The 25933-nt window shown below is 57.2% G+C and carries 20 protein-coding genes, 4 pseudogenes and 1 riboswitch; of the genes and pseudogenes, 12 read left to right on the forward strand and 12 right to left on the reverse strand.

All coding sequences use genetic code 11. The features are described from left to right. Nucleotides 1–134 precede the first annotated feature (134 nt). From DXB00_RS17050 to iolE, 3 genes and pseudogenes are all read right to left on the reverse strand, one after another. Entirely contained in the window at nt 135–788 is a 654-nt protein-coding gene (locus tag DXB00_RS17050; RefSeq protein ID WP_242989729.1) for a Gfo/Idh/MocA family protein, read from the reverse strand. 5 nt (nt 789–793) lie between these two features. Then, nucleotides 794–1150, reverse strand: a complete 357-nt coding sequence (locus tag DXB00_RS17055) for a Gfo/Idh/MocA family protein (protein WP_243107162.1) — start codon at nt 1148–1150, stop codon at nt 794–796. Nucleotides 1151–1208: 58 nt separating this feature from the next. Continuing rightward, a pseudogene (gene iolE, locus DXB00_RS04905) lies at nt 1209–2107 on the reverse strand (myo-inosose-2 dehydratase). A gap of 677 nt (nt 2108–2784) precedes the next feature. On the opposite strand from iolE, the pseudogene DXB00_RS04910 reads away from it, so the two are divergent. The 7 genes and pseudogenes from DXB00_RS04910 to DXB00_RS17060 form a co-directional block, all read left to right on the forward strand. Then, nucleotides 2785–3432 (forward strand): annotated as a pseudogene (locus tag DXB00_RS04910) (AraC family transcriptional regulator); the annotation flags it as partial. A 370-nt stretch (nt 3433–3802) separates the two neighbouring features. Next, complete coding sequence (locus DXB00_RS04915; protein ID WP_243107163.1) at nt 3803–5293, forward strand: oligosaccharide flippase family protein; 1491 nt, start codon at nt 3803–3805, stop codon at nt 5291–5293. A gap of 379 nt (nt 5294–5672) precedes the next feature. Continuing rightward, nucleotides 5673–5873, forward strand: coding sequence for a DUF1858 domain-containing protein (locus tag DXB00_RS04920; RefSeq protein WP_110436676.1), 201 nt, complete (start codon nt 5673–5675; stop codon nt 5871–5873). A 63-nt stretch (nt 5874–5936) separates the two neighbouring features. Next, complete coding sequence (locus tag DXB00_RS04925) at nt 5937–6623, forward strand: tRNA (adenine(22)-N(1))-methyltransferase (RefSeq protein WP_118729780.1); 687 nt, start codon at nt 5937–5939, stop codon at nt 6621–6623. Next, on the forward strand, nt 6620–7396 hold the full coding sequence (locus DXB00_RS04930; RefSeq protein WP_118729781.1) for a Nif3-like dinuclear metal center hexameric protein: 777 nt from the start codon (nt 6620–6622) through the stop codon (nt 7394–7396). The genes DXB00_RS04925 and DXB00_RS04930 overlap by 4 nt, the downstream gene beginning before the upstream one ends. A 12-nt stretch (nt 7397–7408) precedes the next feature. Further along, nucleotides 7409–8962 carry an Rqc2 family fibronectin-binding protein gene (locus tag DXB00_RS04935; protein WP_243107164.1) on the forward strand — a complete coding sequence of 518 codons (1554 nt, stop codon included), beginning with the start codon at nt 7409–7411 and terminating at the stop codon, nt 8960–8962. Continuing rightward, nucleotides 8959–9186 (forward strand): hypothetical protein, encoded by a 228-nt coding sequence (locus DXB00_RS17060; RefSeq protein ID WP_243107165.1) that lies wholly within the window; start codon nt 8959–8961, stop codon nt 9184–9186. Before DXB00_RS04935 ends, DXB00_RS17060 begins: the two co-directional genes overlap by 4 nt. A gap of 79 nt (nt 9187–9265) precedes the next feature. Here DXB00_RS17060 and dapB read toward each other — a convergent pair whose 3' ends face one another. The 3 genes and pseudogenes from dapB to asd form a co-directional block, all read right to left on the reverse strand. Next, nucleotides 9266–10030: a 4-hydroxy-tetrahydrodipicolinate reductase gene (gene dapB / locus DXB00_RS04940; RefSeq protein ID WP_117750876.1), complete on the reverse strand. Its 765-nt coding sequence runs from the start codon at nt 10028–10030 to the stop codon at nt 9266–9268. Between the two features lie 15 nt (nt 10031–10045). Beyond that, nucleotides 10046–10935 (reverse strand): annotated as a pseudogene (gene dapA, locus DXB00_RS04945) (4-hydroxy-tetrahydrodipicolinate synthase). An 18-nt stretch (nt 10936–10953) separates the two neighbouring features. Further along, nucleotides 10954–12036 (reverse strand): aspartate-semialdehyde dehydrogenase, encoded by a 1083-nt coding sequence (gene asd / locus DXB00_RS04950; RefSeq protein ID WP_118729784.1) that lies wholly within the window; start codon nt 12034–12036, stop codon nt 10954–10956. A 221-nt stretch (nt 12037–12257) separates the two neighbouring features. After that, nucleotides 12258–12440, reverse strand: a riboswitch (Lysine riboswitch). Between the two features lie 94 nt (nt 12441–12534). Between asd and DXB00_RS04955 the strand changes: the two genes are divergently transcribed. The 5 genes and pseudogenes from DXB00_RS04955 (at nt 12535) to brnQ (ending at nt 17870) form a co-directional block, all read left to right on the forward strand. Continuing rightward, nucleotides 12535–13782: a SpoIID/LytB domain-containing protein gene (locus DXB00_RS04955; RefSeq protein WP_119214581.1), complete on the forward strand. Its 1248-nt coding sequence runs from the start codon at nt 12535–12537 to the stop codon at nt 13780–13782. Between the two features lie 56 nt (nt 13783–13838). Next, on the forward strand, nt 13839–14240 hold the full coding sequence (locus DXB00_RS04960; RefSeq protein WP_119214582.1) for a hypothetical protein: 402 nt from the start codon (nt 13839–13841) through the stop codon (nt 14238–14240). Nucleotides 14241–14321: 81 nt separating this feature from the next. Next, on the forward strand, nt 14322–15347 hold the full coding sequence (queA, locus tag DXB00_RS04965; RefSeq protein WP_119190778.1) for a tRNA preQ1(34) S-adenosylmethionine ribosyltransferase-isomerase QueA: 1026 nt from the start codon (nt 14322–14324) through the stop codon (nt 15345–15347). Between the two features lie 23 nt (nt 15348–15370). Beyond that, nucleotides 15371–16512, forward strand: a pseudogene (gene tgt, locus DXB00_RS04970) (tRNA guanosine(34) transglycosylase Tgt). Nucleotides 16513–16586: 74 nt separating this feature from the next. Next, nucleotides 16587–17870, forward strand: a complete 1284-nt coding sequence (gene brnQ, locus DXB00_RS04975) for a branched-chain amino acid transport system II carrier protein (RefSeq protein WP_118729787.1) — start codon at nt 16587–16589, stop codon at nt 17868–17870. Nucleotides 17871–17937: 67 nt separating this feature from the next. Here brnQ and DXB00_RS04980 read toward each other — a convergent pair whose 3' ends face one another. The 6 genes from DXB00_RS04980 to aroC all read right to left on the reverse strand — a co-directional run bounded on the left by DXB00_RS04980 (nt 17938) and on the right by aroC (nt 25933). After that, on the reverse strand, nt 17938–19758 hold the full coding sequence (locus DXB00_RS04980; RefSeq protein ID WP_119214583.1) for an S-layer homology domain-containing protein: 1821 nt from the start codon (nt 19756–19758) through the stop codon (nt 17938–17940). Then, nucleotides 19755–20939: a phosphodiester glycosidase family protein gene (locus DXB00_RS04985; protein ID WP_119214584.1), complete on the reverse strand. Its 1185-nt coding sequence runs from the start codon at nt 20937–20939 to the stop codon at nt 19755–19757. Before DXB00_RS04985 ends, DXB00_RS04980 begins: the two co-directional genes overlap by 4 nt. Nucleotides 20940–21039: 100 nt before the next feature. Beyond that, nucleotides 21040–22425 carry a shikimate kinase gene (locus DXB00_RS04990; RefSeq protein ID WP_119214585.1) on the reverse strand — a complete coding sequence of 462 codons (1386 nt, stop codon included), beginning with the start codon at nt 22423–22425 and terminating at the stop codon, nt 21040–21042. A 3-nt stretch (nt 22426–22428) separates the two neighbouring features. After that, entirely contained in the window at nt 22429–23700 is a 1272-nt protein-coding gene (aroA, locus tag DXB00_RS04995; protein WP_118729790.1) for a 3-phosphoshikimate 1-carboxyvinyltransferase, read from the reverse strand. Between the two features lie 15 nt (nt 23701–23715). Then, nucleotides 23716–24846 carry a prephenate dehydratase gene (gene pheA / locus DXB00_RS05000; protein WP_118729791.1) on the reverse strand — a complete coding sequence of 377 codons (1131 nt, stop codon included), beginning with the start codon at nt 24844–24846 and terminating at the stop codon, nt 23716–23718. After that, complete coding sequence (aroC, locus tag DXB00_RS05005) at nt 24839–25933, reverse strand: chorismate synthase (RefSeq protein ID WP_118729792.1); 1095 nt, start codon at nt 25931–25933, stop codon at nt 24839–24841. The genes pheA and aroC overlap by 8 nt, the downstream gene beginning before the upstream one ends.

Below are 25933 nucleotides of genomic sequence, written 5' to 3' on the forward strand. Positions count from 1 at the left end.
CAGCGAAACCCGGGAATCGAAGGATTCCCGGGTTTCTTTTTGAATTAGGCTGTATTTGTATTCTGTTTGGAGACTTGAATATAAATAAGAGAGAATAAATTGAATGTGGAATAAGAATGCGGTTTCGAGAACGATTATTCGAGGGTCAGCTTCTTGTCGGTCAGGAAGGACTCCTTGCAGCGGAAGGCGATCTTGGTGGACTGGGTGCCGTCGATAACGCCCGGAGTTGCCTTGCGGCCGGTTGCTACGCAGTCGCAGAATTCCTCAATCTCAGTGATGTATGCATCGTGCCAACGGGTGATGAAGTCCTGATAGCACTCGCGGCATACGCCATGCTGGCTCATAACCTCTACGAGAGAGTCGGTCGGAACGGATGCGATACGCAGGGTGCCGCGGGTACCAACGATTTCGGTCTCAACATGAGAGCCGTGAGCTGCTGCACGACCGGCAAAGAAGAATGCCATAGCATCGTTTTCCATCTTCATCAGGCCGGAAACGTTGTCGCCGTCGTCCCAGTCCTTGTACTGCTTGAACTCATAGCAGCCGCCGGTAGCCCACAGCTCCTTGACCTCGGAGCCGGTCAGCCAGCGAATCAGGTCGAAGTCGTGAATGGACATATCGATGAACTGACCGCCGGAGCGCGGAGCGTACTCGAGGGTGCCCTCGATGATGGAGATCGGGTCCTGCGAGTAGCAGCGAACCAGAATAACATCACCGATGTCGCCGTTCTCCATCTTCTTCTTAGCTACCTGATAGGAGTGGTCATAGCGGCGCATGAAGCCCAGCATAAAGGTCAGCTCCGGGTGAGCGGCGATGATGGCCTCGGCCTCCTTGCACTTTTCAACCGTGTCAGCCAGCGGCTTTTCGCAGAAACGTGCTTGCCGGCATCCATCGCAATCTTGATCATCTCAACGTGAGAAGCGGTGTTGGTGATGATGGCAACGGCCTCAACGTTCGGGTCAGCGCACAGATCCTTCGGGTCGTTGTAAACGGCGGTTACGCCCAGTTCTTCAGCGACCTGCTTTGCGCGGTCGAAGTTTGCGTCTGCGATAGCTACCAGCTCGGAGCCCGGAACGCGGTTTGCAATGTTGCAGGCGTGCTCGTAACCCAGACGGCCTACACCGATGATACCAATCTTCAGTTTTTTCATAGTAATACCCTCCTTTGTGATCTTTTCTTGCTCTTTTTATTAAAAATAATGGGTTAACTCACAGTCCGGTGTGCTCCTTGACGTAGGCGCGGGCCATGCGGGCGTACTCGAGCGGATTTGCGATAGCCGGATCCTGCTCAGCCTCTACGACCAGCCAGCCTCGTAGTTGTACTCGTCGAGCAGCTTGAATACGGTCGGGAAGTCTACGCAGCCTTCCGGATCGCCGGGAACGGTGAATACGCCTTCCGGAATCGAACGGAGGAAACTCTTGTTCTCAGCGTAGCACTTGTCCATTGCAGGCTTGCGGACATTTTTGAGATGGACATGGCCGATGCGGTCGTGGTGCTTCTTGAGAATTTCGATCGGGTCCTCGCCGGAGAAGGTGAGATGACCGGTATCGTAAATCATGCTGACGTACTTCGGGTCGGTCATAGCGAGCATACGGTCGATTTCGTCGGTCTTCTGCACGGTAGTCGTCATGTGATGATGGTACACGATCTTCATGCCGCTGTCATAAGCGATCTTGCCGAGGTGATCCAGACCCTTGGTCAGTACCTCCCACTCATCGTCGTTCAGCACCTTCTTGTTGGAAAGCGGAGTGTTCCACTGATGCTGAATGGAGAACGACTGATCGGACGTGTTGATAATCGTAGCGCCGATCGACTTCAGGAAGTTCATGTGGTCAACGAACGCACGCTCGTTCTGCCACATCGGCAGTTCATTTAAGTAGGTGCTGATCCAGCCGGTGATGGCGGAAATACCGCGGCGGCCAAACTCCTTATTCAGAATCGCCGGATCACGCGGGAACTGGCAGCCGATCTCGGTGCCAACATAACCGGTCAGAGCGATTTCACTGATCGTCTGCAGGAAGCTGTTTTCAGCACCCATCTCCGGCATGTCGTCCTCGGTCCATGCAATAGGCGCGATACCGATTTTAACCTTTTTGGGATCTAACATAATGCTTCGTCCTTTCATTCTTGTTGTATCTCACAACTGAGCTGTGAGATTCTTTCTTCTCTTTGTGCTTATAGTTTAGCAGATATGGCGAACGGTTTCTTTTAGATTCTTGGCTTGATTCAAAAAACGGAAACTTTTTTTCGGACACCCGAAAATCCCATATATATAATATATTAGAGGTAAAAGCGGCGGTAAAAATGCACAGTATTTTTTCGGAGCGGGTTTGAGGCTGTGCGCTTGTTTTTATAAATCCTGCTTTTTGCCGGTCGGAGACCGGCGAATCGGCAGGTTTGTGAAAGCTGAAAAACCGCAGAGAAACACACGCAGGATTCTCGGTCGGATATGCTATACTATAAATAAGCGAGAACAAAAAACAAGAATCTGCGAATAGCAAGAATCTATAATTATTCTCAGCCCGACCGCAAAAAAGCACGATATACGGCGGTCTGCAAAAGCAAATATGTGCTAGCGCACAACGGACCCGTGTGCTATACTTTTATAAGAGTAAAATCACCGTCAGAGAAAGAGAGGAGCTGCAAAAAACTATGCCGAAGGCAAGCCTGAACGTACAGTGCTTTGTAGAGAAGGAAGTTAAATCAATTTTTGAGGGGGAGAATCAGCCGAAGCTGCTTTACGTCAGTGAAATCCGACCGGATGCCAGTGCGCATCCGCGTGTCATGCACGCGCATGAGGATTTTGTCGAGCTGATTCTCATTTGCAGCGGTTCAAGTGAATACCTGATTCACGATAAAAAAGTCATCATCAAGCCGGGTGATCTGCTCGTATACAACGCAGGCGTGGTGCACGACGAGGTTTCCGGTCCGGATATGGAGGTCGGCAGCTACTGCATTGCCGTCGGCGGGCTGCATATGCCCGGTCTGCGCGAAAACGCACTCATTCCGGATGATGCGGGCTATGTATTCCCGACCGGCAAGTATTTTGCTGATCTGCACTGCCTGTTTGAAATGATGTTCCGCACCCTGTCGGCAGGCGAGCCGAATGCTGAGTTGTTCTGCAGTTCGCTGATGCACGCGCTGCTGATGTCGGTGCTGACGGTCACCGCCGGTTCTCACGCGGAGTCGGAAAAGCCGCTGGAGGAGCCGCACATTCTCGGCAGACGAATTAAGGAATATATTGACAAGCATTATATGGAGCCGATCACGCTGCAGAGCATGGGTGAGGCGCTGCACATCAGTCCGTATTACTTATCGCATGTTTTCAAGCAGATGAGCGGGTATTCGCCCGTGCAGTATCTGCTGCGCCGCCGCATTGGTGAAGCACAGACGCTGCTGATCACGACCGACCTGTCCATCACGAGTATCGCGGAGAGGGTGGGATATGACACGCAGAGCTATTTCAATCTGCAGTTTACCAAAAACGTCGCATGCCGCCGAATAAGTTCCGGCAGAATTATATTGTGTCCACCGGCATCGAGGAGAAGCCTAAGCGCAAACGCAAGTAAAAAATCCCTGTACAGAGTGAGAATTCTGTGCAGGGATTTTTTTAATGAGGAAAACTGCGGAAAAGAAGCATTCTCGTGGACAGAGCAGGCGGTTTGCTGCGGGAGTTTTTGTACGCATATTCCATCCGAAATCCGCATAGAATTTCGTGAAATGGGGTCATGCTGTGCGGGTCAGAAAAGGAACGATTTTATACGCGGCAGGTGTGCTCGCGTGCGGAAATGTGCTGCTGCAGGTGCTCGGATTTGTCTATCGCGTGGTGCTCAGCCGCTTTGCGGGTGCGGAAGGTCTGGGCGTGTATCGGCTGGTCAATTCGGTGTATTTAGTATTGAATGCGGGCTGTCTGTCCGGCGTGACAACAGCGTGTTCGCGGCTGAGCGCGGCGTGCGAAGCAAGAGGGGAGAGCCATCGCTTAGGCGCGGTTTTGCGGCTGGCGTTCCGCGCCTTTTTTGCGCTGAGTGCGGCCTGCACAGCGGTGGTGCTGCTGTGCGGCGGCAGTATCGCGGCAAATCTGCTCGGTGACGGACGCTGTGCGCGCGCGTTTCCGTACATGCTGCTGTGTCTCGCACTCACTGGCGTGGAAAATATTTTTAAATCGCTGTTTATCGGACTGGAAAAGGTGCAGTACACGGCCTGCTCCGAGGTCGGGGAGCAGCTTATCCGCATATTCGCGGTCAGCTTTCTGCTGTACGAATATGGCAGCGGCGACTATGGCAGAATCGCCATGCTCATCTTCGCGGGCATGGTTTGCAGCGAAGTGTTCAGCGCACTTTTCCTCACGCGGCTGTTCCGACGAAATATGCGGCATATTCGCTTCACAAGACCGGATAAGGAACTTTACGGTCATTTTTTCGGCATTGCCGCGCCATTATCGGCCTCGGCGCTGATCGGGAATATGCTTGGCTCGGCAGGCTCCGTTTTGCTGCCGCAAAGGCTGATGGCGGCCGGTCTGGACTATGAGCAGGCGCTGTCCGCGCTCGGCGTGATCTCGGGCATGGCCATGCCGCTGCTGCTGTTTCCGGTCGCGTTCGTCAGCTCGGTCTGCACGGCGCTGCTGCCCGCCGTCACGGCAGCGCAGGCAGTCGGTGAGCAGGCACGCGTGCGTGTTTTGACCGGCCGTGCCGTTACGACTGTGGGTCTCATCGGCATACCGGCAACTGCTGTTCTCGTGCCGCTGGCACCGCAGCTGAGCGAGCTGTTTTTTCGCCAGCCGCTCACCGGCGGCTACGCCGCGCTGCTCGGCGCGGCAGCCGTGGCGGCCTACTACCAGATGGCGACCGGCAGCCTGCTCAATGCGCTCGGTCTGCAAAGGTGGAACGTGGCAACCGCCATCTCTGCGGAGCTGTGCCAGCTTGCGCTGCTGTACCGCTGGTGCGCAAGGCCAACGCTCGGCATTTACGGCTACCTGCTTGCCATGTTTTTGACCGGAGCGAGCGCCGCTGCGGTCAACCTTGCCATCCTGCACCGGCGAACAGCGTTCCGCCTGAAACCCTTCCGGCGGTTCGGCGTGCCGCTGCTCTGCGGCACTGCGGTTTACCTGTGGACTCGCTTTTTCGCGCAGACATTTGTCTGCCGGTTTGATAACCCCGTGACCGCCCTCGCGGCAGCACTCGTGTCAGCTATCATACTGTATTTGCTCGTGCTGAGGCTGCTTGGCATCCGTCTCGGGCGGTATCTGGCACATCGCGTGGAAAATCCGGCAGTCCTTCCAGTATTCTTGTGGTAGGAAAATAGAGAAGTGCTATCAGTGTGAAGATTGGAGAAAGGGTAACGGGTTGCCGCTGTGCAGGCGCCGGCTTTTTCGTTGCAGGAATAAAAAATGAAAACAGAGCGCTTCACAGCAGTGAAACGCTCTGTTTTTGTATGGGTATCATCGGATTTGCGTGCTCCGGAGCCTCATGCAGCCATTGCTCGAAAATCCGGATGAAGCAGTTCCGCAGCAGCCGGAGATGATTCGCACAGCGGGAACTTCTCGGTGAATACATGATTTGTCTGCTTTACGCAGTTTTCCGACCGATTTCACAGGGAATACTATTTACTACTTGAATAGTACGGATTTTTGCGGTATACTATAAACAAACAAAAAGCAACAGGAGGTTACTATCATGGCTGCTATTACGAAGAAGTCCACCATTGGTGAGGTTCTGAATATGAACATCGAGACCGCTCGTTTCTTTATGGAAATCGGCATGCACTGCCTCGGCTGCCCGGCATCTCAGGGCGAGAGCATCGAGGAGGCCTGCATGGTACACGGCACCAATGCAGATGAACTGGTTGCCAAGCTCAACGCTTTTCTGGGCGAATAAGTCGAGTGAGTAAGAAAATTAGAGCTGGCATTGTTTGCCGGCTCTGTTTTTTTGGAGTTTTACATGGAAAGTATGATTTTAACACCGCGGCTGGCCTGTATGGCGGCTCTGGTGCCGCAAAATGCTCGATTGGCGGATATCGGAACGGATCACGGCAAGCTGCCGATCTCACTGCTGCTGGATGGGCATATTGCATCGGCTATCGGCTCGGATATCCGTTCAGGACCGCTGGCACATGCGGAGCGCAATGCGAAAGAGCATAACGCATCCCTGTCTCTGCGGCTTGCGCCGGGACTGGAGGCCGTGCGGGCGGAGGAATGCGACACCGTAACGATCGCAGGCATGGGCGGCCAGACCATCTCAGAGATTTTGACTGCCGCACCGTGGACCGCCCAAGGTGACCACCTGCTGCTGCTCCAACCGATGACCATGATTGCCGAGCTGCGCCGGTGGCTGTACGCGCACGGCTACGCCATCGAGCATGAAACGCTGTGCCGCGAGGACAGACGGCGTTACGTCGTTCTCAGCGTACGCGGCGGTGCACCGAAGCGGGAAATACCGCTGAGCGAATGTGCGGTTTCTCCGGCCTTGCTGCGTGCAGAAGGCGCTGCCGATTACCTTGAGCAGCTCTATCTGCGGGAGAAAAAGGCACTGGACGGCATGGAACAGGGTACATCGGAGAACAAGCGTCTCGCGTACCAGCGTGCGCTGGTGCAGTGCATCCAATCTGCAAGGGAGGAACTGAAATGACGACAGTTCAGGATATTTTGACATTTATGGAGGGTCTTGCTCCCTACGAGCTGGCGGAAAGCTGGGACAATGTCGGCCTGCTGTGCGGCGATCGTGTGCAGGAGGTCACGAGCGTGCTTTGTGCGCTCGATGTGACAGAAACGGTCGTGCAGGAAGCGGCTGAGCGTGGTGCGCAGCTTGTTGTTGCACACCATCCGGCGATCTTCACTTCGGTCAGCCGTGTGACATCGGACGATACGACCGGCCGAGTGCTGCGTTACGCAATCAAGCACGATATTTCTATTATCTGCATGCATACTAACGCAGACTGTGCGGAGGGCGGTGTCAATGACGCGCTCGCATCCGCGCTGTTCCTCACCAATGTGGTGAGCATGGAGGCCGGCGAGAACGGCATGCTCGGTCGTGTGGGCGATCTGCCGCGCGAAATGCAGCCGCGCGAATTTGCACTCTATGTCAAGGAATGCCTGCGTGCGGGCGGTGTGCGCTTCTGTGACGGCGGCAAGCCGATCACGCGCGTAGCGGTCGGCGGCGGTGCCTGCGGCAAGCTGATGGACTATGCAGTCGCAGGCGGCGCACAGGCGTTCGTCATCGGCGACTGCAGCTACGATCTCATGCAGCGTGCGCAGGCCATCGGTCTGTCTCTGGTGGATGCAGGACACTTCCCGACCGAAAATCCGGTCGCGGCCGTGTTCGCCGATAAAATCACAGCCGCATTCCCGCAGGTGCTCACCGAGGTTTCCGAGCGGCACGCGGACTGTATCCAATTTGTTTAAGGAAGAATTGATATGCCATTAGATGCGATCTGCCTGCGGGCAGTGACAAATGAACTCAATAACGTACTGGCAGGCTGTCGTGTAGAGAAGGTCTATCAGCCGGACCGCGATGAAATCGTGCTGCAGACACGCGGCGGTCAGGGAGGCCCACGCCGACTGCTGCTGTCGATCGCGGCAGGTGCGCCGCGCGTGCATTTTATTGACGCGGCTCGAGAGAATCCGGCGGCGCCGCCGATGTTCTGCATGCTGCTGCGCAAGCATGTGCAGGGCGCAAAGATTGCGGCAGTGAGCCAGCCGGCGGTCGAGCGTATGCTCACCATCGAACTGGATACGACGGATGAAATGGGTGTACCCTGCAAAAAGCACCTCATCTGCGAGCTGATGGGCAAGCACTCTAACGTCATCCTGTGCGGCGAGGACAACCGCATTATTGACGCTCTGCGCCGTGTAGACGGCGACCTGTCCGGCAAGCGGCAGGTTCTGCCCGGTCTGTTTTACCGCATGCCGCCCGCACAGGACAAGCACGACCCGTTCACGGTTTCCGGCACGGGACTTGCCGCCGCCGCATCGCAGGCGGAAGAAGGGCAGACGCTCGACCGCTGGCTGCTCAGTCAGCTTCTGGGTTTTTCGCCGCTGCTCTGCCGTGAACTGTCCTTCCGCGCGACCGGTGACGCAGCCAAGCCGATCGCACGCATGACGGATGAGAACCGTCAGCAGCTCGGCAAGGTGTACGACGATTTCATGTCGTATGTCGAGGATAACCGAGCCAAGCCTTTCCTGCTGACCAAGGTCGAGGACGGTGCGGTGTTCGACTTCACCTTCCTTCCGGTGACGCAGTACGAGGGTCTGATGAATGTCACGCAGGCGGACAGCTTCAGTGCGCTGCTTGCAGCCTTCTTTGAGAAAAAGGGTAAGGCTGAGCGAATGCAGCGCCGCACCGGCGACCTGCACAAGACCGTCACAAATGCCCGCGACCGCGTGGCCCGCAAGCTGGCGGCGCAGAAAAAGGAACTCGCGGCTACACACAACCGTGAGCAGTACAAGCGCACCGGTGAACTCATCACCGCGAACCTGTACCAGCTGGAAAAGGGCATGAACAAGGCGAAAGTGGTCGATTACTACGCTGAAAACTGTCCGGAGGTTGAAATTACGTTAGATGTGCGGCTGACGCCGCAGCAGAACGCACAGAAATATTTCAAGCTGTACAACAAGGCCAAGACCGCCGAGGAAGTGCTCACACAGCAGATCGAGCAGGGCACAGCCGAGCTGGATTATCTGGAAAGTGTTCTCGCTGCTCTCAGCGAAGCCGAAAACGAGCGTGATCTTGCACAGCTGCGCGAGGAGCTCACGCAGTCCGGTGTGCTCTCTGCCAAGCAGACGCGCAACAGGAAGCTGCGCGGCAAGCCGGTGCAGGCCAAGCCGTTCCATTATCGCACGAGCGACGGATTTGATGTATTTGCAGGCAAAAACAACCTGCAGAACGATCTTTTGACACTCAAACTGCGTTCAAGAGCGATATCTGGTTCCACACGCAGAAGATTCACGGCTCGCACGTTATCCTCGTGACGGACGGCAGGGAGCCGACTGACGAGGCCATGACCGAGGCTGCCATGATCGCAGCGTACCATTCGCGCGGCCGTTCGTCCTCACTGGTTCCGGTGGACTACACGCCCGTCCGTCAGGTGAAAAAGCCCGCAGGCGCGAAGCCGGGCATGGTCATCTACCATGTGTACCAGACCGCGTATGTCACGCCGAACGAAGCCGAAGTAGAAAAGCTCCGCGTAGAATAAAAATAAACCGCTCTCGAACTTTCAAGAGCGGTTTTTACACGAAAAAAGGGATTCTGTCAGAAACAGAATCCCTTTTGCTTTACTTGTGGGATGCGATAACGTCGCTCATGTCGTACATACCCGGCTGGGTGCGCTCGGCCATGAAAGCGGCTGCATCAACCGCACCGACCGCGAAAACCTCGCGGGACAGGGCGGTGTGCTTAATCTCGATGATCTCATCGCGGCCGCAGAACAGCACGCTGTGCTCACCGACGATGGTGCCGCCGCGGATGGCGGAGATACCGATCTCGTGCGCCGGACGCTTTTCGCGGCGCTCGTGACGGTCGTAAACGTACTCCGCGTCATAGGGGAGTGCGCTCGCAACTGCGTCAGCCAGCATGAGAGCCGTGCCCGAAGGAGCATCCAGCTTCTGGTTGTGGTGCTTCTCAATGATCTCCACGTCGTATTTGTCACCCAGAACAGCGGCGGACTGCTTGAGCAGCTCGCTCATCAGGTTGATGCCAAGCGACATGTTGCCCGAACGGAACACCGCGATCTTTGCAGAAGCCGCACGGATGCGGTCCAGCTGCGCCGCAGAGTGACCCGTGGTGCAGATAACGACCGGCGTGCCGTGCTGCTCGCAGTAATCGAGCAGGCGCTCGGTAGAAGCGGCGTTGGAGAAGTCGATGATTACATCGCATTCGCCGGTAAACTCAAACGGATCGGCAAAAATCGGGAAATCTGCATACTGCACCGTATTGATATCAAATCCCGCAACGATCTCCATACCTTCTCTGCCGCTGACAATGTCGTTGATGACATGGCCCATACGGCCGCAGCAGCCGGAAAGTGCAATTTTCAACATCTTTTTATAGCTCCTTTAGATCTTGCAGCCGGCGTTTTCCAGCTCGCGCTTGATGTACGCGATGTGCTCCTCGCTCGGCTCAACCAGAGGCAGGCGCAGACCGCCGACCTTCCAACCGAGCAGCTCCATAGCCTTCTTGACCGGAATCGGGTTGACTTCGCAGAACAGCGAGTCGATCAGATCGTGATACTGCAGCTGCAGCTTAGCAGCTTCCGGATAACGGTTGTCAAAGCACAGCTGAGTAATGTCGTGTGCAACCTGCGGTGCTACGTTGGACAGCACCGAGATAACGCCCTTGCCGCCGAGAGACATCAGCGGAACGATCTGGTCGTCGTTGCCGGACCAGACATTCAGGTTGTCGCCGCACTTAGCCATGGCCTCAGCCAGCAGGCTGAAATTGCCGGATGCGGCCTTGAGACCATTGATGTTCGGATGCTTGGACAGCTCATACAGGGTATCGGCGGTAAAGCATACACCGGTGCGGCTCGGTACGTTGTACAGAACGATCGGCAGATCGCAGCAGTCTGCGATTGCGGTGTAGTGTGCGATCAGGCCGCGCTGCGTAGTCTTGTTATAGTACGGCGTAACCGACAGACCGGCATCTGCGCCGCATTCAGCTGCAAACTTGGTCAGCTCAATGGCGTATGCGGTGTCGTTGGAACCCGTGCCGGCAATGACCGGAACACGATGGTTGACATACTCACAGCACCATGCCAGTGCTTCGCGGTGCTCCTTATCGTGCAGGTAGATGCCTCACCGGTGGTGCCGCAGACAACGATGGCATCCGTGCCGTGTGCGATCTGGTGGTCGATGATCTTGCCGAATTCCTCGTAATCGACCTCACCGGTGGACTTGAACGGTGTGATAATAGCAACCGCAGCACCGGTAAAAACAGGCTTCTTCATAATAAAACGGTGACCTCCTTAACGGTCCATGTAGCCCTCGGCGCAAAGCAGCTCTGCCATCAGAACAGCGCCGCCTGCTGCGCCGCGCAGAGTGTTGTGCGACAGGCTGACAAACTTGTAATCAAAGATGGTATCTTCACGCAGACGACCGATGGAAACACCCATACCATTCTCAAGGTTGCGGTCCAGCTTGGTCTGCGGACGGTTATCCTCTTCAAAGTAAGTAAGGTAGTGCTCCGGAGCGGACGGCAGGTTCAGTTCCTGTGCGCGGCCCTTGAAGTTGTTCCAGCGCTCGATCATAACTTCCTTGCTCGGCTTGTTCTTAAACTTGACCGAAGCGGCAGCCATGTGGCCGTCAGAGCATGCAACGCGCAGGCACTGTGCGGAGATAACCGGAGTGGTCGCAGACTCGATGTGGTCGCCCTCGATGTGGCCCCAGATCTTCATCGGCTCCTTCTCGCTCTTCTCTTCCTCGCCGCCGATGTACGGAATAACGTTGTCTACCATCTCGGGCCAGGTCTCGAAGGTCTTGCCGGCACCGGAGATCGCCTGATAGGTGCAGACGGAAACCTCGGTCGGCTCAAAGTCCATCAGAGCGGACAGCGCCGGAACGTAGGACTGGATAGAGCAGTTGGACTTAACGGCGATAAAGCCGCGCTTGGTTCCCAGACGCTTGCGCTGTGCCGGAATGATCTCGGCATGGTCAGCGTTGATCTCCGGAATGATCATCGGAACATCCGGGGTACCGCGGTGAGCGGAGTTGTTGGAGCAAACCGGGCACTCGAGCTTTGCGTACTTCTCCTCAAGGGCGCGGATCTCGTCCTTCTTCATATCTACTGCGCAGAAGATGAAATCAACCTTGGAGGCGATCTCCTCTGCGTCGGCAGTTGCGTCGTACATAACCATGTCCTTGTACTTGCCGGGCATCGGAACGGTCATCTTCCAGCGGCCCTCACAAGCCTCGGCATAGGTCTTGCCCTTGTTTCGGCCGGATGCAGCGAGTGCTACGACGTCGAACCACGGGTGGTTTTCCAGCAGCAGGGTGAAGCGCTGACCGACCATACCGGTCGCGCCGACGATGCCTACTTTGTACTGCTTCATGTTTATCAAATCCTTCCAAAAGGTATTCTAACAAAGAAATTATGTGATGAAAAACATACAGAAAGAATATCCAGAGGTGACTTCGGATGATTCGGCAAGAGCAATTTCCCGCAAAGTGCCGCAAACGAATTGTACAGAGTTACCTCAAAAGAAAAATACCGGTTGAAAAACCGGTATGATCTATACTATAATAGAGGGAGCGGAACAAACCGCTGCGCTCTAAACAGAATAGCTCTCCACCGGCGTTTCCGCTGATGACAGACGCTGGGATATTTTCCGACGGCGTCCAGCACGGCCTTTCCGCAACAAGCACCGGCTTCGGCGGAGGTCCCTTTCCCGGGTGATTATCGGGTCTGCGGACCCTTCCAACCGGTACTGATGAAAACCGCACCTCTATCTGTATTGATACTTTCGCTTTTTATTTTAGAATATACCCTTGAGTTTGTCAATAAGAACAAGGCGAAACAAGGATAAAAAATAAAACAGGAGTTGATAAAAATGAAAAAGCTGTTATCCATGCTGCTTTGCGCCGTGATGACGGTCACCTGCATCGGTGCTGTTCCGGCACATGCAGCAAACAGCGATACACGCCTGCGTGTCGGTCTGACGATCAGCGGCGCTTCCACCTTTGCTGCGCCGCAGCTTGAAAATGTCAGCGGCTGCAAAACCGGCTACACGGTCGGCACCGTCAGCGGCACCGCGTTCTCCGGCAGCAAGTCGATCACGAGCAGTGCGCTGACCGTCAAACTGGTGAACGATGCCTTTCAGGTCAGCGATACCGACAGCGGCTCGGTGCTGTATACGTCCGCAGCGGGTGCAGACCATATCGCCATTCGTCCGAACAGCACGCTGACGTGGTTCAAGGGCTACAAGTGGTACGGCGATTTTGTGTACCGCCGCGCATCGAACGGCAGCATCACTGTTATAAACTATGTGGGTGTGGAGGATTATGTGAAGGGCGTGCTGCCGTATGAGATCGACCCGGACTGGCCTGCCGAAGCGCAGAAGGCACAGGCAGTCTGTGCTCGTTCGTTTGCACTCGGCACACACAAGCACGGCGATGAGTACGATCTGTGCAACACCACGAACTGTCAGGTGTATCTGGGCGCCAACCGTGCAACCGAGGCTTCTGATGCGGCAGTAGATGCGACCAAGGGTGAAACGCTGTCGTACAACGGCCGCTCGGTCATTGGTTATTTCTATTCGTCGGACGGCGGCGCAACCGAGGACGCAGCGAACGTCTGGGGCGGCGATTACGCGTACCTTAAGGGCAAGGCTGACCCGTATGAGGACCCGAGCAAGGACAGATGGACGGTGACGCTCACCGCCGATGAGATTCAGCAGAAGGTGAATGCCGCAGGCTACTCCATCGGCAAGGTGGCAAATGTGCAGGTCACCAAGCGCACCGCAACCGATAACGTAAACGAAGTGACGGTGACGGATACGAGCGGCAAGTCGGTTACGATTTCCAGGAGCAGCGTCCGCACAGTGTTCGGTCTCAAGAGCATTCGCTACACGATCACGCCGGTCGGCGGCTCGGGCAACAAGACAAGTCTGCAGGTCAAGGCTTCGACGCATAACGTCAAGGTCAACGGCAAAAACGTATCTCCGCAGGGGTATTACATTGTAAACGGCACGCAGTATGGCAACAATTATTTCAAGCTGCGCGATATTGCATATCTGCTGAGCGGCACCAAAGGCCAGTTCAATGTCCGCTGGATAAGGAGAATGAACGCATTCTCCTGACCTCCGGCACGGCGTATGAGACCGTTGGCGGTGAGCTTGCGGATTCGTCCACGGCGGTGGAGAAAATCGGCAAATCCACCTCGACGATCGTGCTCGACGGCGAGGAGATCACACTGGACGGCTACATCATCAACGGCAACAACTACTACAAGCTGCGCGATATCGGCAAGGCGATTGGCTTTGACGTTGATTTTGACAACGCAAGCAGCACTGTGCTTGTCAAAACCACGAGCGACTATTCCGGCGATGACGAGGACACAAACAGCGGTAATTCGGGCAATACCGGCTCGAATACCACGCCGACCGTTACCAATCCGACCAGTTATACGTTCAGCGGCTCCGGCTGGGGACACAGCGTCGGCATGAGTCAGTGGGGCGCTTACGCAATGGCGCAGAAGGGCTTCACCTATGACCAGATTCTGAAATTCTACTTTACCGGCATTGAGATTGCCGAGTAATCTATAAAAAAACACGCAAGGGAGGAAAAACGGCAGGGACGCTCAAGGCGATATTGCCTTAAAAGCGTCCTTGCCTTTGTGATGAAGAAAAGCGATTTTTATTTTGACTTGCCCGAACGTCTGATTGCCCAGCATCCGCTGGAGCAGCGCGACGCGTCCCGTTTGATGGTGCTCGACCGCAGGGACGGCTCGGTGACGCACCGCCATTTCCGCGATCTGCTGGAGTACGTTCAGCCGGGCGACTGCATGGTGTTCAACAATTCCCGTGTCATTCCGGCGCGGCTGATGGGCCACGCTGTCGGCCATGTTACGCCGATCGAGGTGCTGCTGCTGACCGACAAGGGCGACGGCCTGTGGGAATGCTTGACGCGTCCGGGCAGAAAGACCCGCACCGGTGTAGAGCTGACCTTCGGTGACGGCCTGCTGACTGCAACCGTTGAGGCGGTTCAGCCGGACGGCAACCGCCTGATCCGTTTCCACTATGAGGGCATTTTCCTGGAAATCCTCGACAAGCTCGGCACCATGCCGCTGCCGCCGTATATCAAGGAAAAGCTGGATGATCCCGAACGCTACCAGACGGTTTACTCCAAAACACCGGGCTCTGCAGCTGCACCGACCGCCGGCCTGCACTTCACGACCGAGCTGCTTGACGCGCTGAAAGCCAAGGGAGTAAAACTGGCGTTCGTGACGCTGCATGTCGGTCTGGGTACGTTCCGCCCGGTCAAGGAGGATGAGATCACCGACCACATCATGCACTCCGAGTATTATATCATGGACGAAGAGACCGCGGGAATCATCAACGATACGCGTGCCGCAGGCGGCAAGATCTGGGCGGTCGGCACAACAGCCAGCCGCACGCTGGAGACCATCGCGGCTGACGACGGTACCGTGCGCGCACAGTCCGGCTGGACGGATATTTTCATCTATCCGGGCTATAAATTCAAGGCGGTCGATCATCTCGTGACCAACTTCCATCTGCCGGAGAGCACGCTGATGATGCTGATTTCGGCATTTGCGACACGAGAAATGGTCATGAATGCGTATCAGGAAGCCATTAAGGAAGAATATCGTTTCTTCTCGTTCGGCGATTCGATGCTTTTGTACTAATAAAAACAGGATAAGAGGGAATTATGGAAATCGGAAAATTTAACCTAATCAAAACCGAGGGCCGCGCCCGCCGCGGCGAGTTCTGCACGGCACATGGCGTGGTGCAGACGCCGGTATTCCAGAATGTCGGCACAGCGGGTGCTATCAAGGGTGCGGTTGACGCGTTCGATCTCAAGGAGCTTGGCTGCCAGATTGAGCTGTCCAACACCTATCATCTGCACGTCCGTCCGGGCGACCAGATCGTCAAGCAGATGGGCGGTCTGCACAAATTCATGCGCTGGGACGGTCCGATGCTGACCGACTCCGGCGGCTTTCAGGTGTTTTCGCTGGCGACCCTGCGTAAGATCAAGGAGGAAGGCGTAACCTTTCACTCGCACGTTGACGGTCGCAAGATTTTCATGGGACCGGAGGAGAGCATGCGCATCCAGTCCAACCTCGGCTCGGACATTGCGATGGCGTTCGACGAGTGTATCGAGAACCCCGCGCCGCGTGAGTATGTCAAAAACTCCATTGACCGTACCACGCGCTGGCTCAAACGCTGTAAAACCGAGCTTGACCGTCTGAACACGCTTCCGGATACGGTAAACCCGCACCAGATGCTGTTCGGTATCAATCAGGGCGGCACTTATGACGACCTGCGTATCGAGCACATGGAAGCGATTGCGGAGCTGGATCTGCCGGGTTATGCCATCGGCGGTCTTGCCGTCGGTGAAAGCACCGAGGTCATGTACCATATTCTCGATGTTGTTCTGCCGCATGCGCCCGAGCATAAGCCGCGCTACCTGATGGGTGTCGGCACACCGAGCAACATTATTGAAGGTGTCGCTCGCGGCATTGATTTCTTCGACTGCGTTATGCCGACCCGCAACGCGCGTCACGGTCATCTGTTCACGCATAACGGCGTCCTGAACATTATGAATGCCAAGTACCAGACCGATGACCGCCCGATTGAAGAAGGCTGTCAGTGCCCGACCTGTCAGCGGTTCAGCCGCGCTTATCTGCGCCACCTGCTCAAGAGCGGTGAAATGCTGTCTCAGCGGCTGCTCGTCATGCACAATCTGTGTTCTACAACCACCTCATGCAGGAAATCCGTGACGCACTCGATAATGGCATATTCGAGGACTATCGCGCAGAATACAGCGAAAAAATGAGCAAACGCATCTGACCCGGATGCAAACCCGAGCGCCATTGTCCCGCGATGATGGCGCTTTCACTATTCATAAGGAAGAGAGAACTGCTATGCAAAAGTTAAACCGAAGGAGCCTGCTTTTGGTAGGTTTTACACTATTTTCTATGTTTTTCGGTGCCGGAAACCTGATTTTCCCGCCGTATCTCGGTGCACAGGCGGGCACTAACGCGTGGCTGGCCTTTATCGGATTTGCGTTCAGCGCGATCGGTCTGCCGGTGATTGGCGTGATTGCGGTCGCGCGTGCAGGCGGGCTGTCCGAGCTGGCCGGGCGTGTGCATCCGCGATTTGCGCAGATATTTGCGCTGCTGGTTTACCTGTCGATCGGTCCGTGTCTGGCCATCCCGCGCACGGCGAGCACATCGTTCCAAATGCTCGCGCCGCTCATTGGTGGAGATGCAATGCGGCAGCTGATTTACTCTATCGTGTTCTTTGCGGCAGCGTTTTTCGTTGCACTGCACCCGGAAAAGCTGACAAGCTGGCTCGGACGCATTTTGTGTCCGACGCTGATCGTACTGATTTTCGTGCTGTTTTTCGGCTGCCTGTTTCATCCGGTGGCAGAGCATTACGGCGTGCCGACCGCAGACTACGCTTCGCTGCCGGGCCTGACGGGCATTCTGAATGGCTACCAGACAATGGATACGCTGGCGGCACTCAATTTCGGCGCGGTTATCGCGCTGAATATTCGGGATTACGGTATCGAGGACGAACAGCAGGTGCGCCGCAGCACCATCCGTGCAGGCTGGATTGCAGGCGCAATGCTGCTTCTGGTTTACGCGATGCTGACGCACGTTGGCGCGCTGTCCGGCGCGGCATGGCCGGGCGGCTCGACTGGCGCGGACACGCTGAGCAATATTGCCAGAGGTCTGTTTGGCCCGGTCGGGCAGGTGCTGCTTGCCGCAATTTTCGTTATTGCATGCTTCAATACCTGTGTCGGCCTGATTGCCTGCGTCGGTCAGTATTTCCATGAGCTGCTGCCGCGTATTCCGTATCCGGCCATTGCGGCGTTTTTTGCTGCGGCCAGCATGATTATTTCGAATATCGGTCTGGCGGGTATTATCCGTCTGTCCACGCCGGTGCTGAACGCGATTTATCCGGTCGCTATCGTGCTGATCGCGCTGTCGTTCCTCCCGAAGCCGGAGAAACACGGTGCGGTTTACCGCCTCTGCATTGCCTTTACTGCGGTGCAGAGCATTGCCGCGGCATTCCCGATTCCGGTCGTGTCGCCGCTGCTGCGGGCACTGCCACTGAACGCACTCGGCTTCGGCTGGCTGATACCGGCTGCGGTCGGTCTGTTGATTGGCTTGCTGGTTCCGAAGAAAGCTGAAAAGGCATAAGAAAACACCCGTCAAGATTCTTCTTGACGGGTGTTTTTGTTGTAAAACTGCGGTTGCGCGGCAGCTATCAGAACAGAGCCAGAATTTTCGCAATCTCACCGCGGGTGATATTGCCGTTCGGTCGGATAGTACCATCCGAGTAACCGCCGATGACACCGGCGGAAACGCAGGTCTTGACCTGCTCGGTCGCCCACGACGGAATCACGGACGCGTCCGTATAATTCAGGCTGACCGCCGCATAGCCGCGCGGCAGGCAGCGGCCGATGACCGTCATAACCTCAGTACGCGTCATGGTGGCCTGCGAGTTGAAGTATAGCTTACCGTTGCTGCTCGAGCCGTTCATAATGTTCGCACGCGAAACTGCGGCAACTGCGCCGCGTGCCCAACTTGGGATGCTGTCCTCATCAGCAAAGCCGAGCGTGCCGGAGGTGCTGGAGGTATCCAGATTCAGCAGACGCGCCATCGTCACCGCGAACTCCTGACGGGTCAGGTTGCGGTTCGGGCGGAAATAGGTGCTGCCGTTTGCGGTTTCGCCCTTCATGATGCCGCGTGCGCTCAGCAGGGAAGCATAGCCGTTCGCCCAGTGCGACGCGGTGTCCGCGAACACGTTGGATGCCGAACCGGCGGTTACGGTCGCACAAACGCGCGTGCGGTTGCCTGCATCATCGGACACGTCGGCAGTCACGGTATGCGTGCCGGCAGACAGCGTGCCGGTCGTAATGGTCATGGTCGAGCCGCTCATCACAGCTGCACCGGAAACGGCTTTGCCGTCCACCTTGACCGCAATATTGCTTGCGCGGACCGGATATTTGCCGTTTTCCATGGTGGCAGTGCCGGAAAGCGCGGCATTTGTGCCGATGCTGACCGTTGCCGAGGTCGTATTCAGCTTGACCGACGGCGCATCTGTATTCGTCACCGCATGATCTGCGCTCAGTACGATCTGGTCGAGGTACAGCGCCGAGCCGCCGGAGCCTGCGCCGGATTTGTCAAACCGCAGACCGGTGAACTGCTGTGCGCCGTCCGGCACGCTTGCCGTCAGCTGTTTCCAGCTGTTGCCGGTTGCAGCGGACAGGGGAGCGGTCAGCTCATTGCCTTCCGCGTCGGCAAACACCGCCGTGAGCGTGCCTGCCGTGTTCCTGCTGTGCGCCCACAGTGTCAGGTGCTTCATGCTCGAAGCATCAGCCGCCGGAGCGAAAATCGTAAAGCCGTCCGTACCGGTGCCGTTCCACATCGCCTGGAGCGAACCGGTGCCGCGTGCCACCGAGGTGTAATCCGTCACCCGCGAGAGCGTTACGCCGTCCGATGCGGTCAGATTGTTCAGACCGTTTTCAAAATCCGCAACGGTGTAAGCGCTCTGCGCATCGCCCATACCGACATTGATTGGAATGGACTTGCTTACGCTGCCATACGAGCAGGTGAGCGTGCCGGAGGCCATCCGGCTGCCCGCAGTGAACACGCCGTCCGCATTTACCGCACCGACATCGCCGGACACGCTCCACTTGAAGCAGGAATCCGCAGCTCCCATCGTATGACCGAGGTGATACGCGAGCGCATCCACGTTGATGCTCTGGCCCGGTTTGACCGAGATAGAGCTGAGCGCTTTGCCGCCGCTCTGCAGTGCGATCGAGTCCACACCGGTGGTGATGCACACGTTCATCGAGCCGGAAACCGCGCCGTTTGAGCCGGTAATGGTCGCGCGACCGGCCTTGCTGCCTGCGGTGAAGGTTTGGCCGGAGACCGTGCCCAGCTCATCATTCACCGTGTAGCTGAGGTCGGTCGGTGCGTCCGCCGAGGCGTAAGACGCATCTGCACCCTTGACCGAGAACCAGGTACTTCCGCCCGGGAGCACATAGCGGTGGCTGGGCGTAAGCACAGCATGAGCCGTCACACCGTCCGACGCGATGTTGTTGACAAAGAAAATGTAGTTGGCGCACGCACGCTGCGAGCGTCCGACGGCTGGGAGATCAATGCTGCGGTGCTCTCGCCGGGATTGCGGACCGCCATCGCGGAGGAGCCGCCGCCATCCAGACAGATGGCGCGGACACAGCCGAGATCCTTCAGCTCCCGACCGAGTTCTGCCGCCGTCAGACCGACGCTGTACGAGGGCTGGTTGCCGTCGATTTCATACAGAACAACCGTGCCGTCCGCCTTCACGCCGACTGCGCTGCGTGCTCTGCGGGTCGAGCCTGCGTCAATGCCGTCGGTCGTGATCGTGCTGTTGTCCATCAGCAGCTTGCCGCCGACCGCATACTGCACGTCGCTCCAGCTGCTGTCGTTCGCTGCGATAGACAGTGTGACTTCCTCGCCAACCTCGAAATCCACCCACGAGGGCACATTTGCGCCATCCGACTTGGTGAGCACCATCTGGTTTTTTGTGATCGTAATGGGACTGCTGCCCGTGCCCTTGTTCACGACCTTGAGCTTGACCGAGCCGTTGACCTTGACCGGTGTATCATCCACGCGCTCGAGGATAATGCTCGTGCCCTTGGCCGCAAAGTGCGTCGAGTCATCGTAGTTGTGATCGAGCAGGTACGCGCCAGCCGTCGTGCGCGTCTTGTTGAAGTAAGACACGTTGACCGTGCCGCTCTTGCCGCTCACGCGGATGCCCATAGTCGGGCGGCCGAGGACAGCTGTGCCGTCCTGCTTGAAGCCGACCGCATACTGCCAGGCATCGGACGAAATGAGCTCGCCGCTGTCGATGACCAGACCGATCGGAATGCCGGTAGACATAACGAAAAAGTCTGCATTCATGCCGCCAAGCACGGTTTTTCCCTGGTTCTGCAGATATTTCACCGCATTTGTGATGGTGGCCTTGCTGCCGTACAGCTGCTCATCGGCGTAGACCATGAGGGGCGTTACACCGGTGTTCGGCGAGTACGTCAGCACGTTCGCGCGTTGCAGACCGGCACTGTTTTTGCCCTCGGTGCGGCTGTACTGCAGACCGCTGCCGAGGGAGTAGGTGTAGCTGAAGCTGTTGTCGAAAACGGCTCCGGCAGCGCCTGCGCATAGCTGCAGAGCGGCAAGCGCGGCTGCAATCAAGCGATAGGGACGTTTGACTGATGTTCTCATAATCCTTTGAGTTCCTCCTTTTATTGCGGGTGTGAAAAAAGGGACATACTTTTCAGTATGTCCCTAATTGTAAACGCATTTGGTGGATTTGTCCAGTGCCTTACACGCTCTTTACTACTTTTTCCAGAACCTCGGACAGCTTGGGACTGCGCACCGCAATATCGGCCACTCGATAGTAGAGCGCCTTGCGCGCATTGTACAGGCGGTGTGTTTCTGCCTGCTTGTCCGGCTTATCGAGCAGCGGGCGATTTGTGGAATAGGAAAGGTTCTTCATAATGCGGTAGAACGGTGTGTCGAGCAAGATGAGCAGACCGGTCTCCTTGACAGCCGCCACATTCTCCGGACGGAGGACAGAGCCGCCGCCGAGCGCAAGTACGATGCCGTCTCTTTGAGACAGCTCTTTAATATACGCGGTCTCGCGGTCGCGGAAATAGGCTTCGCCCTTTTCGGCGAAAATCTCGGAGATTTTCTTGCCTTCCTTCGCCTCAAGGTAGATGTCCGCGTCAATAAATTCCAGTCCGGTCAGACGCGCCAGCTTACGGCCGATAGTGGTCTTGCCGCTGCCCATAAAGCCGCACAGCACCAGATTTTTCTTGCCATGCTTCTCGTGCAGACGCTTGACCGCCATTTTGCCGTAGGTGCGGCGCAGAATGGTTTCGTATGCCTGCGGCTTGAAGGTCACGCCGGTCCAGATAGTCTGCGCATGCGCCGCCTGCATGACCAGCATGAACAGTCCGTCGCGTGTTTTGGTCTTGCGCGGATTGGCGAGCTTCATGGTCGAGGTCACCGGCGGATTGTAGATTGCATCGAACACATACTCGGTCTTGTGCGGCAGATAATGCAGCGGAGCCGCGTTTTCCTTCGGGTACATGCCCACCGGCGTGGAATTGAGCACGATATGAATATCGCGCGGAATGTGCCGGCGGCTGAACACGGAAATGCGTGCGCCCGGAACGGCATCGGTCAGCTGCTTCTGCAGCGCTTCGGCCTTCTCGAGGTTGCGTCCCGTGATGATTAGGTACGCGCCCTGCGTCACGCAGTGGTATGCCATCACGGAAGCCGCGCCGCCATAGCCGAGCAGCAGCACCTTTTTGCCCTGGAGCGATACGCCGTCACGGTTCAGCGACTCCGCAAAGCCGAGGATATCCGTGTTGAAGCCGGTCGCCTTGCCGTCCGCAAAGCGGACTGTGTTGACTGAGTGCAGGTCGCGGGCAGCGGTGTCAATCTCATCGAGCAGGGGGATGACAGCCTTTTTGTGCGGAATCGTGCAGTTGATGCCGCCGAGCTTGCGCTTGGCCAGCTCGAACGCTTCCGGTAAATCCTCGGGCGGCACGGCAACGCCGATGTAGTCCGCGTCCTGACCGGAGGCCTCGAACAGCTGCGCGTGCAGCTCCGGGCTCATCGTGTGACCGAGCGGCCAGCCAAACAGGGCATAGGTGGTCTTTTTCGGCTCGAAAGCGCGAAATTCGTCCATGGAAAGCAGCATAACTCAGTCCCCCAGACGTTCGAGGGTGTTGAAGAAATCGGGGTAGGAGATGGCAACGACCTCCGGCTTGTCAATGCGGCTTGCGCCCTCGGCTGCCAGACCGAGCACGGCAAGGCTCATCGCAATGCGGTGGTCCTTATAGGTCTCGAAGGATGCGCCGTGCGGTTTGGCACCGCCGTGAACGATCATGCCGTCATCGGTCTCCTCAACGTCCACGCCCGCCTTGGTCAGCTCGGTGACCATAGCGGCAATGCGGTTGGACTCCTTGACCTTGAGCTCCTGCGCGTCGCGGATAACGGTCTCGCCCTCAGCGAATGCAGCGGCTACCGCGATAACCGGCAGCTCGTCGATCAGGCGCGGGATGATAGCGCCGCCGATTTCTACGCCGTGCAGCTTGCTGTATTTGACGGTCAGGTCGCACACCGGCTCAGCCTCATCGCGGAAGTTCGACTCGGTGATGTCCGCGCCCATATCGCGCAGAACGTCCAGAACGCCCGTGCGGGTCGGATTGACGCCTACGTTTTTAATCGTCAGCTCACTGCCCGGAATGATCGCACCGGCAACGAGGAAGAACGCCGCGGACGAAATATCGCCCGGGACGGCAATATCGACCGCATGGAGGTCCTCCGGCGGGTCGAGCGTGATGGTGCTGCCGCTGGTTTCGATTTCAACGCCGAGTGCGCGGAACATGCGCTCGGTGTGGTCGCGGGAGGGAGCCGGCTCGATAACGGTCGTCTGACCCTCGGCGTACAGACCTGCCAGCAGGATGGCGCTCTTCAGCTGAGCGGATGCTACCGGCAGACGGTATTCAATACCGTGCAGCTCGCTCGGGAACAGGGTCAGCGGGCAGAAATTGTCGTTCTTGCCCTCGATGGACGCGCCCATTTCACGCAGCGGCTTCATCACGCGGCCCATCGGGCGCTTCTGGATGGACGGGTCGCCGCTCATGGTAACGGTGAACGGCTGACCGGCCAGAATGCCGCACAGCAGGCGGGTGGTCGTGCCGGAGTTGCCGGTGTACAGCGCTTCTGACGGCGCTTCGAGACCGTGCAGACCAACGCCTTCCACGATAACCTCGTCGTCGGTGATATTGATCTCGACACCCATCTTGCGGAAGCAGTCAATGGTGGACAGGCAATCCTCACCCATCAGAAAGCCGGTGATGTGGGTGGTGCCGTTGGCAAGTGCGCCGAGCATAACGGCACGGTGCGAGATGGATTTGTCGCCCGGCACGGTAATTTCACCGCGCAAAGGGCCGCAGGGTTGAATTTGCATGGGTTTGTACTCCTTTTATTCGTTAGGCACGCAATAGCTGCCGATTACTTTGATATAGGGAAGCTCCTCATGAAGCTGATACAGCAGGGACTGCACCGCATGGTCGCGCATGTTGCCGGTGAAATCGACATAGAACACATAGCACCACGGGCTGTCCTTGAGCGGACGCGAGTGGATTTCGGTCATGTCGATGCCGTAGTGCGCGATGGTGTCCAGCACGGTGATGAGCGTACCGGACGCGTTCGGGATGTGGAACGCGATCTCGATACGGTTGTCCTCCGGCTGACAGGTCAGCGTTTTGCTTACCGCGATAAAGCGCGTTTCGTTGTGCTGCATGTCGTTGATGCCCTCGGCGAGGATATCGAGACCGTAGCGCACAGCCGCCTCCTGCGAGCAGATGGCAGCAAGGCTCTTGTCGCCCTTTTTCTGCACGTTCTGGGCCGCAATGGCGGTGTTTGCCACCTCGATGGCCTCCAGATCGTGCTCGGAAATGAAGCTGTGGCACTGCGGCAGCGCATGGGGATGCGAGCAGACGCGCTTGACGTCCTCGAGCTTTGTGCCGGGCACCGCCGCCAGACAGTGCGAGATTTTCTTGATGTACGAGCGGTTGATGTACAGGTCGTAGTCGAGCAGGAGGTCATAGACTTCGCTGACCGTGCCTGCGGTTGTGTTCTCGACCGGCACAACGCCGATATCGGCCTTGCCGTCGCGGACGGACTGGAAAACCTGCTCCCAGGTGGGTACGTTCTGCGGTTCGCAGCTCGGGAACAGCGCACGCGCGGCCAGCTCCTGATACGCACCCGGAACCCCCTGATAGAACACGGTTTTCGGCTTTGCAAGCGTTTCTGCGGGATAGAACGGGAACTTTTCCGGCGTCTGACGCAGAATCTCACTGTACTGATACTCACGGCTCGCGCGGATCATGCTCTGCAGAAGGGAAACATACTTGAGCTGCAGCTCCTCCTCCATACCGGCGGAGCGCTTCTCAACGATTTCCGCCTCGCGGTCGGGCTTGTAGATTTTATCATCCGACTGCGCCTTGGTCTTGGCGACCTCAAGCGCGAGCGACATACGGAGCAGAAACAGCTCTCGGATAGCGGAGTCAACGCGGTTGATGTCCTGCCGGATTTCGGAAAGTTCACGCATGATAACCCTTCGCCTCCCTCAGAAGATCTGCCAGTGCAACGGCGCAGGCGGCCTCGACCACCGGCGCGGCACGGGTGACGATGCACGGGTCGTGCCGTCCGTGGATGGACAGCGGCTCGACCTTGCCGGTGCGGATATTGAGCGTATCCTGCACCATGCCGATGGACGGCGTAGGCTTGATGCACGCGCGGACAATGAGCGGCATGCCGCTCGTAATGCCGCCAAGGATACCGCCGTTGTTGTTGGTTTCGGTCTTGACAACCCCGTTTTCCTCATAAAACGGGTCGTTTGCGTGTGAGCCGCGCAGCGCAGCGAAGGCAAAGCCTGCGCCGAACTCCACGCCCTTGACAGCGGGCACGCCGAACAGGATAGAGGACAGGCGGCTTTCCACGCTGTCGAGCATCGGGCTGCCGATACCGGCCGGCAGGCCGACAGCTGCGCACTCGATGACGCCGCCGACCGAATCCTGTTCCTCACGCGCTTCCTCGATAGCGGCCAGCATGGCCTCGAGTGCACGCGGGTTGTTGACCGGATATTCGGCGTTCCGCAGCGCATCCAGCTGCTCGGCGGTGACTTCTACATCATCAAACGGCATATCCTGAATCTGGGCGATGGACTGGATGTGCGAACCGACCGTCACACCCTGCTCCTTGAGCCACAGCTTGCACAGCGCACCGGCAAACACCAGCGGAGCTGTCAGCCGGCCGGAGAAATGGCCGCCGCCTCGCGGGTCGTTGCAGGAATCGTAGCGCAGCATACCCGTGTAGTCCGCGTGACCGGGACGCGGCTGCGCCGCCAGTTCGGCGTAGTCGTTCGAGCGCTGATTGGTGTTGCGGATGACGGCACAGATGGGCGTGCCCGTCGTTTTGCCATTGTAGATTCCGGACTGAATCTCCGGCCTGTCCGGCTCCTTGCGCGCGGTGGACTGCTTGTTGCGGCCCGGTGCGCGGCGCTCCATCTCGCGCAGGACAAACGCCTCGTCATACGCCACACCGGACGGGAATCCGTCGATCACAACGCCGATGCCCGTGCCGTGCGATTCACCGAAAATGGAAATTTTGATTGTATTGCCCCAGGTAGAACCCAT

This window comes from Butyricicoccus sp. OF10-2, assembly GCF_003481925.1.
Taxonomy (GTDB): Bacteria; Bacillota; Clostridia; order Oscillospirales; family Butyricicoccaceae; genus Agathobaculum; species Agathobaculum butyriciproducens.

What these genes read in the sequence shown, in the direction of transcription:
- DXB00_RS17050 (WP_242989729.1), bottom strand. Translation starts at nt 788, where the DNA reads ATGCTGGGCTTCATGCGCCGCTATGACCACTCCTATCAGGTAGCTAAG.
- DXB00_RS17055 (WP_243107162.1), bottom strand. Translation starts at nt 1,150, where the DNA reads ATGAAAAAACTGAAGATTGGTATCATCGGTGTAGGCCGTCTGGGTTAC.
- DXB00_RS04920 (WP_110436676.1), top strand. Translation starts at nt 5,673, where the DNA reads ATGGCTGCTATTACGAAGAAGTCCACCATTGGTGAGGTTCTGAATATG.
- DXB00_RS04925 (WP_118729780.1), top strand. Translation starts at nt 5,937, where the DNA reads ATGGAAAGTATGATTTTAACACCGCGGCTGGCCTGTATGGCGGCTCTG.
- DXB00_RS04930 (WP_118729781.1), top strand. Translation starts at nt 6,620, where the DNA reads ATGACGACAGTTCAGGATATTTTGACATTTATGGAGGGTCTTGCTCCC.
- DXB00_RS04935 (WP_243107164.1), top strand. Translation starts at nt 7,409, where the DNA reads ATGCCATTAGATGCGATCTGCCTGCGGGCAGTGACAAATGAACTCAAT.
- dapB (WP_117750876.1), bottom strand. Translation starts at nt 10,030, where the DNA reads ATGTTGAAAATTGCACTTTCCGGCTGCTGCGGCCGTATGGGCCATGTC.
- asd (WP_118729784.1), bottom strand. Translation starts at nt 12,036, where the DNA reads ATGAAGCAGTACAAAGTAGGCATCGTCGGCGCGACCGGTATGGTCGGT.
- DXB00_RS04955 (WP_119214581.1), top strand. Translation starts at nt 12,535, where the DNA reads ATGAAAAAGCTGTTATCCATGCTGCTTTGCGCCGTGATGACGGTCACC.
- queA (WP_119190778.1), top strand. Translation starts at nt 14,322, where the DNA reads ATGAAGAAAAGCGATTTTTATTTTGACTTGCCCGAACGTCTGATTGCC.
- brnQ (WP_118729787.1), top strand. Translation starts at nt 16,587, where the DNA reads ATGCAAAAGTTAAACCGAAGGAGCCTGCTTTTGGTAGGTTTTACACTA.
- DXB00_RS04985 (WP_119214584.1), bottom strand. Translation starts at nt 20,939, where the DNA reads ATGAGAACATCAGTCAAACGTCCCTATCGCTTGATTGCAGCCGCGCTT.
- DXB00_RS04990 (WP_119214585.1), bottom strand. Translation starts at nt 22,425, where the DNA reads ATGCTGCTTTCCATGGACGAATTTCGCGCTTTCGAGCCGAAAAAGACC.
- aroA (WP_118729790.1), bottom strand. Translation starts at nt 23,700, where the DNA reads ATGCAAATTCAACCCTGCGGCCCTTTGCGCGGTGAAATTACCGTGCCG.
- pheA (WP_118729791.1), bottom strand. Translation starts at nt 24,846, where the DNA reads ATGCGTGAACTTTCCGAAATCCGGCAGGACATCAACCGCGTTGACTCC.
- aroC (WP_118729792.1), bottom strand. Translation starts at nt 25,933, where the DNA reads ATGGGTTCTACCTGGGGCAATACAATCAAAATTTCCATTTTCGGTGAA.